At 64.5% G+C, this 12,891-nt stretch carries 12 protein-coding genes and 1 pseudogene; 9 read left to right on the top strand and 4 right to left on the bottom strand.

Annotation, left to right across the window (positions count from 1 at the left end; all coding sequences use genetic code 11):
• Window positions 1–373 precede the first annotated feature (373 nt).
• From ACLQ2X_RS16810 to ACLQ2X_RS16790, 5 genes are all read left to right on the top strand, one after another.
• Complete coding sequence (locus ACLQ2X_RS16810; protein ID WP_425681972.1) at window positions 374–745, top strand: TIR domain-containing protein; 372 nt, start codon at window positions 374–376, stop codon at window positions 743–745.
• 11 nt (window positions 746–756) lie between these two features.
• Entirely contained in the window at window positions 757–1,737 is a 981-nt protein-coding gene (locus tag ACLQ2X_RS16805) for a caspase family protein (RefSeq protein WP_425681971.1), read from the top strand.
• Entirely contained in the window at window positions 1,737–2,024 is a 288-nt protein-coding gene (locus ACLQ2X_RS16800; RefSeq protein WP_425681970.1) for a hypothetical protein, read from the top strand. Before ACLQ2X_RS16805 ends, ACLQ2X_RS16800 begins: the two co-directional genes overlap by 1 nt.
• 70 nt (window positions 2,025–2,094) lie before the next feature.
• The gene (locus tag ACLQ2X_RS16795; RefSeq protein WP_425681969.1) at window positions 2,095–3,264 is read left to right on the top strand and encodes a hypothetical protein; all 1,170 of its coding nucleotides are present in this window, start codon (window positions 2,095–2,097) and stop codon (window positions 3,262–3,264) included.
• Window positions 3,265–3,442: 178 nt separating this feature from the next.
• A complete protein-coding gene (locus ACLQ2X_RS16790; protein WP_425681968.1) occupies window positions 3,443–8,368 on the top strand; it encodes a DEAD/DEAH box helicase in 4,926 nt (1,641 codons plus the stop codon).
• Window positions 8,369–8,514: 146 nt separating this feature from the next.
• On the opposite strand, the gene ACLQ2X_RS16785 is transcribed toward ACLQ2X_RS16790, so the two are convergent.
• From ACLQ2X_RS16785 to ACLQ2X_RS16775, 3 genes are read right to left on the bottom strand one after another with little or no spacing between them, the layout of a single operon-like run.
• A complete protein-coding gene (locus ACLQ2X_RS16785; protein WP_425681967.1) occupies window positions 8,515–9,186 on the bottom strand; it encodes a DUF2637 domain-containing protein in 672 nt (223 codons plus the stop codon).
• An 11-nt stretch (window positions 9,187–9,197) separates the two neighbouring features.
• Complete coding sequence (locus tag ACLQ2X_RS16780) at window positions 9,198–9,596, bottom strand: hypothetical protein (protein ID WP_425681966.1); 399 nt, start codon at window positions 9,594–9,596, stop codon at window positions 9,198–9,200.
• Complete coding sequence (locus ACLQ2X_RS16775; RefSeq protein WP_425681965.1) at window positions 9,593–9,727, bottom strand: hypothetical protein; 135 nt, start codon at window positions 9,725–9,727, stop codon at window positions 9,593–9,595. The genes ACLQ2X_RS16780 and ACLQ2X_RS16775 overlap by 4 nt, the downstream gene beginning before the upstream one ends.
• Before the next feature lie 309 nt (window positions 9,728–10,036).
• Here ACLQ2X_RS16775 and ACLQ2X_RS16770 point away from each other — a divergent pair, with 309 nt between their 5' ends.
• From ACLQ2X_RS16770 to ACLQ2X_RS16755, 4 genes are all read left to right on the top strand, one after another.
• Window positions 10,037–10,321 carry a type II toxin-antitoxin system Phd/YefM family antitoxin gene (locus ACLQ2X_RS16770; RefSeq protein WP_425681964.1) on the top strand — a complete coding sequence of 95 codons (285 nt, stop codon included), beginning with the start codon at window positions 10,037–10,039 and terminating at the stop codon, window positions 10,319–10,321.
• The gene (locus tag ACLQ2X_RS16765; RefSeq protein ID WP_425681963.1) at window positions 10,318–10,605 is read left to right on the top strand and encodes a type II toxin-antitoxin system RelE family toxin; all 288 of its coding nucleotides are present in this window, start codon (window positions 10,318–10,320) and stop codon (window positions 10,603–10,605) included. Before ACLQ2X_RS16770 ends, ACLQ2X_RS16765 begins: the two co-directional genes overlap by 4 nt.
• A gap of 60 nt (window positions 10,606–10,665) precedes the next feature.
• The gene (locus ACLQ2X_RS16760; protein WP_425682164.1) at window positions 10,666–11,583 is read left to right on the top strand and encodes an SEC-C metal-binding domain-containing protein; all 918 of its coding nucleotides are present in this window, start codon (window positions 10,666–10,668) and stop codon (window positions 11,581–11,583) included.
• Between the two features lie 427 nt (window positions 11,584–12,010).
• Window positions 12,011–12,553: a hypothetical protein gene (locus ACLQ2X_RS16755; RefSeq protein ID WP_425681962.1), complete on the top strand. Its 543-nt coding sequence runs from the start codon at window positions 12,011–12,013 to the stop codon at window positions 12,551–12,553.
• Window positions 12,554–12,711: 158 nt separating this feature from the next.
• Here the strand turns inward: ACLQ2X_RS16755 and ACLQ2X_RS16750 are convergent.
• Window positions 12,712–12,807: pseudogene (locus ACLQ2X_RS16750) on the bottom strand (hypothetical protein); the annotation flags it as partial.
• Window positions 12,808–12,891: the final 84 nt, after the last annotated feature.

The following is a 12,891-nucleotide window of genomic DNA, read 5'->3' as shown; positions in this document are numbered from 1 at the left end:
ACGTCTCCCCGGGACCGATGGACCGCGATCTCTGGCGCCGACCCTATCCAACGACGCCACCCGCAGTCAGCCCCGTATTGCTCAGCGTGCTGAGCGATGGTGGTGAGGTGGTCTCTACCATGGCGAGGACATGCTTAAGTCATCGCACCGCCAGCACGGGGTAGCCGACTGGCGCGTGTCACCGTGGGGCGGCTGGCCGTCCCACCTACCCCGCCGAGCAGCCCGTTAGACCGCTGGGCACAGTCTCGGCCGCCCGGCATGTCAGGCCCTCGCGCCTCACCCCCACCATCAGTGTCGGTGCCTGTCGATACTCTGATGTGAAACTCGGATGCGATCGACGTCGGTCGCCGCTGAACGCATGGGGAGGCCGCGCATGGCTGAGGTCAAGATCATCTTTGTCGCATTCGCTATCGAGGATCAGCGGCAGAGGGACCTGCTGAAGGGCCAGTCGCTGCACCCTCGCACGCCGTACGAGTTCATCGACATGTCGGTGAAGGAGCCCTACGACTCAGGCTGGAAGGACAAGGTCCGCACACGCATCCGCCGCTCCCACGGCGTGATCGCGCTCGTGAGCAAGAACTCGCTCTCTTCCTCTGGCCAGAAGTGGGAAATCCAGTGCGCCAAGGACGAGGGCAAGCCGCTGCTGGGTGTCTGGGCGTACTCCAGCGACCGCACCAACCTTGTCGGTGTCCGGACGGTCCCGTGGACCGACGCGAACATCGCTAGCTTCATCGACTCACTCTGAGGTGCGTCGGCATGCGTAAGGCGCTCATCGTCGGGATCGACCACTACGACCGGATCGGGTCGCTGTGCGGCGCCGTGAACGACGCGCACACCGTCAAGACCGTGCTTGAGAGGCATGCTGACGGCACGCTCAACTTCGCGCAGCCGAGGTTAATGACTGCCACTGGTCGCGACTCGGCGGTCACCCGCACGGAGCTGCGGGAGGCCGTCGAGGAGCTGTTCCGCGACGACGCCGACATCTCGCTGTTCTACTTCTCCGGCCACGGCTACATCGACGGGTCGGGCGGCTTCATCTGCGCGAGCGACTGCATCGCTGGGCATGACGGGCTCTCGCTGGTGGACCTGATGACCTTCGCGAACAATTCGCCGGCGAAGAACAAGGTGATCATCCTCGACAGCTGCCACAGCGGCGTCGCGGGCGGCAACCCGGTCGCTACGCAATTCGCCGAGATCAAGGAGGGCGTTACCGTCCTGACGGCGTCGACCGCCGACCAGTACGCCATGGAGACTGGCGGCTCCGGGGTGTTCACGAGCTTGCTCGTCGATGCGCTGAGCGGGGCTGCTGCCAACCTCTTGGGCGACGTGACGCCGGGCAGCGTGTACGCGCACATCGACCAGTCCCTTGGGAACTGGGCGCAGCGGCCCGTGTTCAAGACGAACGTGAAGAAGTTCGTCTCGCTCCGGGTGGCCCAAGCCCCCATCGAGTTGGCCCAGCTGCAGAGGCTCACGGTCCTGTTCGACGAGCCCACCAATCAGCTACCGCTCGATCCGGGCTACGAGCCCGAGCGCTCAGGCACGGAGGACCTCTCGGTCCCGCCGCCGGACCCCGCCAAGACCGCTGACTTTGCGGTGCTGCAGTCGCTGGTAAAGGTGAACCTGGTGCGTCCGGTCGACGCGCCTCACATGTGGCACGCGGCGATGGAGTCGAAGGCATGCGAGCTGACCGTCCTCGGTCAGCACTACTGGAAGCTCGTAAAGGAGAACCTGATCTGATGCCGTCACACGACCAGATCCGCGAGCTGCTGGAGAGTGAGCGGACCGTCGAGCTACTCGCCGCGATTGAGCACGAGCGGTGGGCGCACTGGCAGCGCTACGCCCACGACCAGTGTGAGCGCCGGAACGACGGTTCCCTGGTCATCCCCGCCGAGCTGGCAACGCGCTGGGAGGCCCAGATCGAGACGCCGTACGCCGAGCTGTCCGAGCAGGAGAAGGACAGCGATCGCGAACAGGTGCGCAGGTACCTGCCGACGATCATCAACGCGCTGACTCGTCAATCCTGATCTTCCGGCTTGCCCGCGTCTGAGCCCCAGCGGCCCCTTTCGCGTGTGCACATGAGCGCGCCCGCGGGCGATGAAGGCCGAGCTCACCAACCACCGGGGCCAGATCATGCACGTCGAGCGCGTCTACGACGCACGGCAGCAAGGAGGTGCGGTGCCCGACGAGACCATGGGGATGCCTGCCGACGATAGTCACGAGGGCGACGAGCGCATTGAGCTCACTCCGGAGCAGATGGAAGCCCTCCGCAGGTCGATGGCGAGCTTCCAGCAGTCGCAAGCGTTTAAGAACATCGTCGCGTTCTCCCGCGTCGTTGAAGCCCAGCAGGCATTGGTGGCCGACGCGATCAAGCCGATGCTCGACGCGCAAGCGGCGTGGAAGCAGCAGATTTCGGGCATCATCGCCAGCGACGCCTTCAAGAACACCGTCCTAGCCCACTCGAACTTCGGCAGGATCGCCGAGCAGCTCACCAAGAACCTCGACCTGGGCGGCATAGCAGAGTCGCTCGCGGGCTTCTCCAAGATCACCGCGACGTTCGCGGAGCAACAGTCCGCCCTGCTCAGGAACCTCGGGCCCGCGATCGCGGCTATGCGGGCCAGCTTCTACCCGCCGAACCTGCGCGCGATCGAAGATCTGAAGTTCGCGGACGTAGAGACGGTCGTCATGGTCGAGGGCATCTCGCTGTACGGTCTGCCGCGCACGGCTACCGCCGACGCGCTGATCCGGGCTGGCGGGGCGAGCGAACGCCGGCGCATCCTGGGCAGCAGATGGAGGACCATTTCGGCCGACTGCCGCACGGTAGTCCAGGAATGCGCGTCAGAAGCGGTCGCCCCATATGTTCCTTTCGCCGCGGCCGCGCTCGACGCCCTGGACGCCGGCCACACCGCAGCAGCGCAGGCGCTTGCCGGCTCCCTCGTCGACGCCATCGTCACCGCGTACTTCGGGAAGAATCGCTCCAAGTACACGCCCGACCGGAACGGCAAGCGCACAAAGGATGCCTACAACGAGTTCAGCATCCGGCAGTTCGTCGCGTTCGCCCCGATGTGGCAGGCATACCAGCAGTTCTTCGTCACCAACGGCGACAAGGTGCCTTCCACGTTCAGTCGCAATGCCACCGCGCACACGGTCAGCCCCCGCCAGTTCAACCGACGCAACGCGGTCCAGGGCCTCATGCTCGCCTGCAGCCTGCTGTACCGCCTGGACGAGGAGGCCGCGTCCTTCCATACGGACGATGATGACCACTAACGGTGAGTAACTTGAACATGCCGATAGGAACATTCGGCGACCTCCGCAGCAACCGTCGCTGGTCGGTCTGCAACCCCTGCCTGATGCAGTCAGCCCAGTGTGAGCCCCGAAGGCGCCGACAGTCGCAGGCCGCACTCGTTTCAGGGCGGTGGGTAGCAGTAGAGTGCCTACTTTCGGTGTGATCCTCTCGGCGGGTGGGCTGCTCGTCGACGACTCGGACGGGAATCGAAGCGTAGTGACGACCGTGCACGACGTCATGAAGGCGATCCGCGACAACTCGACTACCAACCGAGATCGCGGCACTGGCTTCGAGGAGTTGATGCTCAAGTACCTCAGCATCGACCCGCAGTGGACCGAGCAGTTCAGCCGGGTCTGGATGTGGGCCGACTGGCCTGGGGCGGCGCACGACCGGCGGGACACGGGCATCGACCTGGTCGCCCTGGACCGGGAGACCGGCGGCTACTGCGCGATTCAGTGCAAGTTCTACGAGCCGCACCACACCGTCGAGAAAGCGGACATCGACTCGTTTTTCACCGCGTCTGGCAAGGGTGGCTTCACTCGCCGTCTGATCATCTCGACGACGGAGAAGTGGAACGTCCACGCCGAGGCGGCGCTCGCCGACCAGCAGATCCCCGTCACGCGGGTCGGGCTCGTCGAGATCTCGCAGAGCCCAGTCGAGTGGCATATCCCCAGCTACGGCCACCAGCCCGATCTGACACTGCGGGCCAAGAAGACTCCCCGCCCGCATCAGCGTGAGGCTGTCGAGGACGTCTTCACCGGCCTTACCCGGCACGATCGCGGCAAGCTGATCATGGCGTGCGGGACGGGCAAGACGTTCACCAGCCTGAAGATCGCCGAACGGCTGCAGCAGGAGCGCGCCGCCGCAGGCACGGGCGAGCACACCAATGTCCTGTTCCTGGTCCCCTCCATTGCCCTGCTCTCGCAAAGCTTGCGGGAGTGGTCGTACGAGTCCGAGGTGCCACTGCGCGCGTTCGCGGTGTGCTCGGACACGAAGGTCGGCAAGCAGCAGCCCGCAGGCGACGACAAGGACATGGCCACCTACGACCTGGCCCTGCCCGCCACCACCGACCCGGCTCGGCTGATCCAGCAGATGACCAGCGTGGCGGACCACCGGGGGCTGACAGTCGTCTTCTCCACCTACCAGTCCATCGCCACCGTCGCCGCCGCGCAGCAGCAGGGCCTGCCGCGCTTCGACCTGATCCTCTGCGACGAGGCCCACCGCACCACCGGCGTCACCCTGGCCGGCCAGGACGAATCAGCGTTCGTCCGGATCCACGACGACACCTACCTCGGCGGCGACCGCCGCCTCTACATGACCGCGACACCGCGGCTCTACAACGAGGACACCAAGGCCGAGGCCCGCAACGCGGACGCGCTGCTCGCCTCCATGGATGACGAAGCCACTTACGGTCCCGAGTTCCACCGCCTGGGCTTCGGCAAGGCCGTCGAGCGAGGTCTGCTCACCGACTACAAGGTCCTCATCCTCACCGTTGATGAGGGCAGGGTCGCCAAGACGCTGCAGCAAGGGCTGGCCGGCGGAGACTCCGAACTGAGACTCGACGACGCCGCGAAGATCATCGGCTGTTGGAACGCGATGGCGAAGCGCACCGGCACGTTCGCCGACGGCTCCGGCTTCGCCGAAGGCGAGGCACCCATGAAGCGGGCCGTCGCGTTCGCGCGTTCCATCGCCGACTCCACCGCGATCGCCAAGCGCTTCAACGACGTGGTCGACGCCTACGACGACGCCGACGACGAGGTGCTGCGCTGCGAGGTCGAACACGTCGACGGCACCTTCAACATGCTGCGCCGCAACAAGCTGCTGGACTGGCTGAAGCAGGATCCCGGCCCCGCCAACGCGCGCATCCTGTCCAACGCCCGCTGCCTGTCCGAGGGCGTAGACGTGCCGAGCCTGGACGCCGTCCTGTTCCTCCACCCCCGCAACTCGGTGGTCGATGTCGTCCAGTCCGTCGGACGGGTCATGCGCCTCGCGTCCGGCAAGAACTACGGCTACATCATCCTGCCGGTCGCCATCCCTGCCGGGATGGCGCCCGAGAAGGCACTCGCCGACAACCAGCGCTTCAAGACGGTCTGGCAGGTCCTTCAAGCCCTGCGCGCCCACGACGACCGGTTCAACGCGACCGTCAACCAGATCGAGTTGAACAAGAACAAGCCCGACAACAAGATCGGCATCGGCAGCATCGGCCCGGGCGACGAGTCGGTCGGCGACCGCGACGGATCGAGTACGGACGCCAGCGCCGCGGCCGCTAAGGCGAAGGAAGCCCAGAGCGCCAAGCACATCCAGGAAGCCCTCTTCTCCGTCACGGACTGGCGGGAGGCGATCTACGCCCGCATCGTCGACAAGGTCGGCCAGCGGCAGTACTGGGAAGACTGGGCCCGCGACATCGCCCAGATCGCCGACCGGCATGTCACCCGGATCAAGGCCGCCCTGACGCTGCCCGATAAGCGCAACGCCTTCGAGGAGTTTCTCGACGAGCTTCGGGTCAACATCAACCCCGGCGTCAGTGAGACCGACGCCATCGACATGCTGGCTCAGCACATCGTCACCAAGCCGGTCTTCGATGCGCTGTTCAAGGACTATGGCTTCGCCGAACACAACCCAGTCTCCAAGGCCATGCAGCGGATGCTCGACATCCTCGACGACCAAGGGCTCGACGCCGAGAGCAAGAAGCTCGACGAGTTCTACCAGTCGGTGCGGGTGCGCGCCGAGGGCATCGACAACCATGAGGGTCGCCAGCGGGTCATCGTCGAGCTGTACGACAAGTTCTTCAAGACCGCCCTGCCCAAGACAGCTGACGCCCTCGGCATCGTCTACACCCCCGTCGAGGTTGTCGACTTCATCATCCGTTCCACGGAACAGGCGCTGAACAAGCATTTCGGCCGCTCACTGTCGGACGAGGGCGTCCAGATCATCGACCCGTTCGTCGGCACCGGCACCTTCCCGGTCCGCCTCCTTCAATCCGGCGTCGTCAAGCCGGAGGACCTCCTTCGCAAGTACACGAGTGAGCTGCACGCCAACGAGATCGTGCTGCTCGCCTATTACATCGCCGCCGTCAACATCGAGGCCGCGTTCCACGACCTGACCGGTGGCGACTACCGGCCCTTCGAAGGCATCGTCCTCACCGACACCTTCCAGCTCGCCGAGGGGACCGCGAAGCTCGACGGTCTTGACGTCCTCGAAGGCAACAGCGAGCGCGCCAAGAAACAACAAAATCAGAAGATTACAGTAATAATCGGAAACCCGCCCTACTTCGGCGGCCAGGATCGCGCAAACGACAATAACCAAAACATGAAGTATGAAGTGCTGGATCAGCGCATTGCAGAGACTTACGTGGTGGCTTCTGCTGCTACGCTGAAGACTTCGCTTTACAACTCCTATATCCGGGCCATCCGCTGGGCCTCCGACCGGATCGAGGATGAAGGTGTTGTGGCATTCGTCTCCAACGGTGGGTATATAGACGACAATTCGGCAGATGGTCTTCGCAAGTCTTTGGCCAATGAATTCGACACGATTTACTGCTACAACCTTCGCGGGAACCAGCGGACGAGCGGTGAGCAGTCGCGCCGAGAAGGCGGTAAGATTTTCGGTTCAGGTAGCCGAAATACTGTCGCAGTTCTACTTTTGATCAAGGGTGGCAGAAGTGTTGCGACGAATGAATGTGCGCTCTACTATCGCGATATTGGCGACTATCTGAGTCGCGAAGATAAGCTGCGCATCGTTGGTGGTCAAGGTCTCGACACTGTCGATTGGCAACGCCTTGCGCCAAACCAATCAGGCGACTGGATCAATCTAAGAGACGAGCGTTTTGCATCTTTTCAGGCCCTAGCCGGGAAGGAGCCTAACGACAGACAGGGCGCCATTTTCGAGCTGTATTCCAGCGGCCTTAAGACTGGTCGAGACGCTTGGGCATACAACTTTTCCGACCGCCAGCTAAGGGCAAACATGCGGTCGATGATTGACTTCTACAACTCTCAAGTGAGAGGATTCTTGCAGTATTGCAAGAAGGAAGGTATTACCTCCCCCAAGGGTTCGCACGCGGATGAGTACATCGACTTGGACCCGAAAAGGATTAGCTGGGACCGGGCAGATAAGGTTCGCATCGCCAAAGGCGAAGAGTACAGCTTTGACGATCGCCGTATCTTTATCTCGACGTACCGGCCCTTCACTAGGCAGCGAGCCTACTTTGATCCGAAGCTAAACAACACCGTTTATCAGCTTCCACGAATCTTCCCCTCGGCCGAGCATGCCAATATGGGCATCTACGTCACCGGTGCAGGTTCAGAGGAGCCGTTCTCGGTCCTGATGGTAGACGCCGCCCCCGACCTGCATGCAGTGGGCACTAAAAGCGTCGGGCCACTCTTTGCTCGCTATTTCTATCGTGAGCGCGGAAAAGGTGATGATCTCTTTTCGGCAATAGAGGATGAGGTCGGCTACGATCGCGTTGACAATATTACCGATGCGGCACTTCATGGCTACCGCAAAACGTACGGCGATGCTGCGATCAGCAAGGATGACATCTTCTACTACTCCTATGGTCTACTTCACTCTCCACAGTACCGGAAATGGTTTGCGGCGGACTTGAAAAAGTCGCTGCCGCGCATCCCAAAGGCGGCCGATTTCCGAGGTTTTGCCCAGGCCGGCCGTACGCTCGCCGAACTGCATATCGGCTATGAGCGGGCGGAGCCGTATAAGGGCGTCGCCGTGACCGTCGCGGGTGAGGCATCTACTACCCCGTTGGACGAGCTATTTCGGGTGACCAAGATGAAGTTCCGGAGGGAGAAGGGAGTGGTAGACCGTTCGACAATCCACTACAACCACCGCGTGACCCTCACCGGCATCCCAGAGGAGGCGTACCGCTACCAGCTTGGTGGTCGCTCTGGGATTGAGTGGCTCATCGACAGGTATCGGGTCAAGGTCGACAAGGACTCCGGCATTATCAACGACCCGAACGACTGGTCCGACGATCCCCGCTACATCATCGACCTGGTTATGCGGATCGTCACTGTGAGCGTGCGGACAATGAAGATCGTGGACGACCTGCCCGATCTTGACATCTTGGACTGAGTGCGGGGACTGGGCTAGAGCATAGGTCCAGCTCTTGCGCTTGGCTCATATGACCGGGCACGAGAGGGTCGGACACCGTTGCCGGCCCTCTCGTAGCCGGTTAGCTCGACGGCCGCAACCGAGACCGCAAGCTCCGACAGATCGCTCTACTCATTCGGCGATTGGGTGGAGGTCAGCAGCCTTCGGACATGCCGCTCGGTCACGCCGAGTTCAGCGGCAATCTCTGCCATCCCCGCCTCCGGGCGGCCGGCCTGAATCGCGGCCAGAGCGACGGCGGTCCGGCCCGCGCCTCGCCGTTGGCGCCTCGGAGTACTCGTCTGTCGGGCGCCTTCGGATTTATCCGGTCGTAGGAGGGCTTGGGTCGCCGGGGCTGAGCGCGGCTGTCCGGCGTCCATGTCCGCGCTCGTAGAAGCTGCACCAGCATGTTGAACAATCGCGCCGTCCAGTGCCGCCGTTGCGGATGCCGGTGCCGGCTGACTGCGGGTGAGCATCTCCACCACCAGCAGGAGCGCGACTGCCGGCCATGCCGCCACGACCCGCGCCCCCAAGCTCGGATGGGCGGCGGCGATGTTCGCGCCGACGCTGGCGGCCACGCCGGCCGTGAACGCGATCCGGGCTGACCAGCGGACGGGTCTGGCGGCTCGTTTGTCTTCGACCATGGCGGTGGAGGCCACGATGAGCATGCCGTCGACGGAGATCGGCAGGACAAGTGCGACCTCCGGTCGCTCGCCGAAGGTGAGAGCGACGTGGACCATGTGGCTCCACGAGGACCAGGCGGCGATGGACGCGACGGCGGCGGTGCTGATGGTGCGGGCCACCCGGGTTGGTGTCATCGGCCCGCCTCCGCCCGGATCTGCTCCCGGATGGTCCGGACCTCGATGGGGTCGACCGCGGGACGTCCGCCGATGTCCAAGCGGGTCTGGACATCGGTCCACCGCTCCCAGCGGCGGACGACCTCGCCCGGGTCCAGCCCGGTCGCTTCGGCGATGTCCGCCAGGTCGGCTCCGCGCCGCAGCGCCTGGTGGATGGTGATCGGCTGCCATCGGCTCCACCAGGAAATCACGGCGGCGGTGAGCGCCAACTCCGTCAATGCCTCGTCCCGGGACGACCCGGACGACTGCCTCAGGGCATGGTCGTGCAGTTCGATCAGCACCTGGAACGGGTTGATCTTCTCGGCATCGGAGAATCGGACCGGCGGCCCGGCGACGAGAGTGCGGTCGTCGGTCATCGTCTCCTCCCGTCGGGAAGGAGCACGTTCAGGATCGAGATCGTCCGTACGAACGTCTCGTACGCGGCGGCCTCGGTGGTGAGCGGATCGGTCAGCGTGTCGTGAAGGTGGGCGACGATCTCGATCACCATGCGGGAGCGGACCGCCCGCGCCGCTGGTGCCGTTAGTCCCTCATACAGGAATTCTCGGACAGGGTCGGCGCCGGTCAGCCGCTCGATCGGCGACGGCCGTAGGTCCCGCGTCATTGGGCTGACCTGCCCAAACGCAGCGGCAGCGGGTCACCGGCGATGGTCGTCTGTCGGTTCGCATGGTGGTACCTCCGGCCCACCCAACTTTCTGACCTGCTGTTCTGTGGCGCGGTGTGGTCACTATACGAACCGTCGGCGTGGCGTCTGGAGGATTGGTGGACGCCCACGCGACTTTTGGTCATACTTGTGACCATGACGACGCTGCCGTTGGGGGAAGTGAAGACCCGGCTTTCTGAGCTGGTGGGGCGGGTGCACGACCACCACGAGCGGGTGACGGTGACGGTGCACGGCCGGCCGTCGGCGGTGCTGGTTTCGGTGGAGGACCTGGAGCGGCTCGAGGAAACCGTCGCGGTTCTCGGAGATGCGGGCACCCTGCGGCGACTGGCCGACTCCGACGCGGAACTGGCCCGAGGTGAAGACGTGTCCGCCGACCAGCTTGCGGAGACCATTCGCGCCCGTCGCGCCTCGGCCGCGTGAGTCCCCGGCTGCCGGAAGATCCGTACACGCTCCGCACCACGCCGACCGTCCGTCGAGCGCTCGCCGAACGGTTGTCGGAGGCCGTCGCGGTCGCCGCGTACGAGTTCATGACCGGGCCGTTGGTACGAGAGCCCTACCGGGTTGGGAAGCGTTTGCTGCCGCCGTTGTCGGATCGGTTCAGCGCCCGGCGAGGCACCTACCGGATCATCTACCGCATCGACGAGGACAACCACATGGTGACTGTTGTGGACATTGATCATCGAAGGGATGTCTACCGCTCCTGACGCCGCTGGCCCTCCTTCCCCGATAGTGCCAAGGTGTTCAGTACGGTAGGCACCGTGTCGATGAGCGTGGCTGACGAGGCTGCAGCCCTTGAGGCCGAGGTGGAGCAGTACCCGGACGAGCGCGGCGAGATCCTGCTCGATGCTGCCGACGCATGGCGCCGGGCGGGGCGGCTCGACCGAGCAGCCGACCTGCTGAGCAAGCTGATCACTGACGGCGGCGGGGACGGCTGCTACGCGATGGCGCAGCTCGCCGAGGTGCGATTCGAGCAAGGCGACGTCGATGAGGCGTATGTCGTGCTGGATCGCCTGGCCCACGACGCAGCGACGAATGACGGTCACTGCACGCTGGTCGCCGAGCTGCTCGCCGAGCGAGGCGACCTGCATGGTGCGTTGCGCTGGTACGACCGGGCGGTGGCCCGTCTGTCGGCCGAGGAGTTGCGGGCGCTGAGCGGCCCGGATGGCTGGATACAGATGTCGTCGGTGATGCTTCGCGGCCGTCGTGCGGTCCGTCGGCGGTTGGGTCTGGTGCCGGATGCTACCGATGAGCTGGCTCCGGCGGCCCTACAGGGGCAGCGGCCCGTCGACGTGGATGGTGTGCGGGACGCCGTGGAGTCTGGACGGATGCCACGGCAGGTGCGGATGCTGATCTTTCAGCGCCAGGAGCGGGCCGAGGCGCGACGGCGGTGGCCCCAGGAATACGACACGACCGACGACGAGCACTATCAGGCTGCCGAGCGCCGGTGGCGTGAGTTGGCGAACGACGGTGTGCCAGCCATCCGGGTCGTGCCGGCAACAGTCACCGACCTCTGCAAGTTCGCTGACCGGACCGGCGAGTCTCCCCTCGATCCTGCGCTCAAGGCCCGCTACGGCGAGACCTTTCCAGAGGCGCACACGATCGCGTGGCCGCCACCGCGCAACTCCCCATGCTGGTGCGGATCGACAGCCAAGTACAAGAAGTGTTGCGGCCGGGCGGTCTGAGCGGCGCCCTCCGACGCGCCGCACGCAATAGTCCGTCACGACGCGGCCCTACCTGCCAGCGCTCCCGTTAATGGCAGAGGTAGCGGGTCACCGATGATGGTCGCCGGTTGGTTCGCATGGTGGTGCCTCCGGCCCACTCTGCTCCAGCTCAGCGGCCCTTTGCGGGGTCGCTGTCTTTGCGATCCGGGCCCGTACAGCAGCCCTCGCCGCCGGCACAGCCGCCTGGGTGACGTCAGCCCCGACACCTAGGAAAAGCTCCACCAAGGGCCCCGACAGACATCGAGGCGTCCGGCCGATAGGGGTCACCTCAGTAAGCGAGCAGTCAGGCCGCTTCGCAAGATCCGGAACAGTACGGACCGCTGCTCCTGCTCCCCGCCGCCAGAGTCTCTGGTTCAGGAGCCGAGTCGATCTGCGGTAGCCTCGCGGCATGGATTCAGGCTTGTCGATGATCAAGCGGCTTGGTCTGTTGTGGGTCGCTGCAGTGCTGTTGCTTGTGCTGCTTGCGCACGGGCGGCGTGCCGAGTACCTGCCGATCGAGGCACTCACTGCCAGCGCCTGGGCGGTGCTCCTCGGCATGGGCGCATTCCTGGCGGGCCGGCTGGTGAGTTGGGGGCACGCCAGGAGTGCCGTGGTACTGCTGGGCGTCGCGGCCCTGGTGGCCTGCGATGTGGCGGTCGTCGTCGATAGTGCGTTGATCTATGACGTGGCCGGTTACTGGACGCTCAACGATGGCGCTGGTCTGCCGTATTCATACGCGGCGCTGTGGTACCCGGCCTCGCTGCTGCCGTCGTCGGTGGGTATCTTTGGCGTCGATCAAACGGCTATCACCGCGGGCGATTTCGAGTGGCAGGCGGAGCACATCGTTCCTGTGGCCGTGGTGCTGACTATCGCGTCAGCCGTCTTCATCGCTCCCGTGGTGAGGGCGCTGTTCGGAGGCCGGCTGGCCAGCCCGGAGCTTCCCGCTGCTTAACACCGACGGGCGAATTCGCCAACAGAGTCCCACGAGGCCACAAACACCGGCCAAGATTGACGATGAGCAGCAACTGGCACCCGGAAACTGGCTGAGCACCCCAGCGAACAGCCAAACCGGCGAACAGCGGTGGGGTTGACCCGATTTGACGGACAGGGTCAATAGCTCGTTGTCACGCTACTTGTCGGACTGGCGGCTTCGTAGGCGGCGGGGCTGAGGTAGCCGAGGGTGGAGTGCCGGCGGCGGGTGTTGTACCAGCACTAATGGCAACCGAGGACGCCCGTACCAGCCGATGGCCGTTGAGCCGGGGAATCGAGAGCGGCGCCTCGTTGAGGATC

The sequence above is a fragment of the Micromonospora sp. DT31 genome (assembly GCF_049841795.1).
Classification (GTDB): domain Bacteria; phylum Actinomycetota; class Actinomycetes; order Mycobacteriales; family Micromonosporaceae; genus Micromonospora.
Note: the sequence above shows the minus strand (reverse complement) of the source record. Positions and strands in the feature narration are given on the sequence as shown.

What these genes read in the sequence shown, in the direction of transcription:
- ACLQ2X_RS16795 (WP_425681969.1), top strand. Translation starts at nt 2,095, where the DNA reads ATGAAGGCCGAGCTCACCAACCACCGGGGCCAGATCATGCACGTCGAG.
- ACLQ2X_RS16755 (WP_425681962.1), top strand. Translation starts at nt 12,011, where the DNA reads ATGGATTCAGGCTTGTCGATGATCAAGCGGCTTGGTCTGTTGTGGGTC.
- ACLQ2X_RS16800 (WP_425681970.1), top strand. Translation starts at nt 1,737, where the DNA reads ATGCCGTCACACGACCAGATCCGCGAGCTGCTGGAGAGTGAGCGGACC.
- ACLQ2X_RS16780 (WP_425681966.1), bottom strand. Translation starts at nt 9,596, where the DNA reads ATGACCGACGACCGCACTCTCGTCGCCGGGCCGCCGGTCCGATTCTCC.
- ACLQ2X_RS16805 (WP_425681971.1), top strand. Translation starts at nt 757, where the DNA reads ATGCGTAAGGCGCTCATCGTCGGGATCGACCACTACGACCGGATCGGG.
- ACLQ2X_RS16770 (WP_425681964.1), top strand. Translation starts at nt 10,037, where the DNA reads ATGACGACGCTGCCGTTGGGGGAAGTGAAGACCCGGCTTTCTGAGCTG.
- ACLQ2X_RS16775 (WP_425681965.1), bottom strand. Translation starts at nt 9,727, where the DNA reads ATGGTGATCGAGATCGTCGCCCACCTTCACGACACGCTGACCGATCCG.
- ACLQ2X_RS16810 (WP_425681972.1), top strand. Translation starts at nt 374, where the DNA reads ATGGCTGAGGTCAAGATCATCTTTGTCGCATTCGCTATCGAGGATCAG.
- ACLQ2X_RS16760 (WP_425682164.1), top strand. Translation starts at nt 10,666, where the DNA reads ATGAGCGTGGCTGACGAGGCTGCAGCCCTTGAGGCCGAGGTGGAGCAG.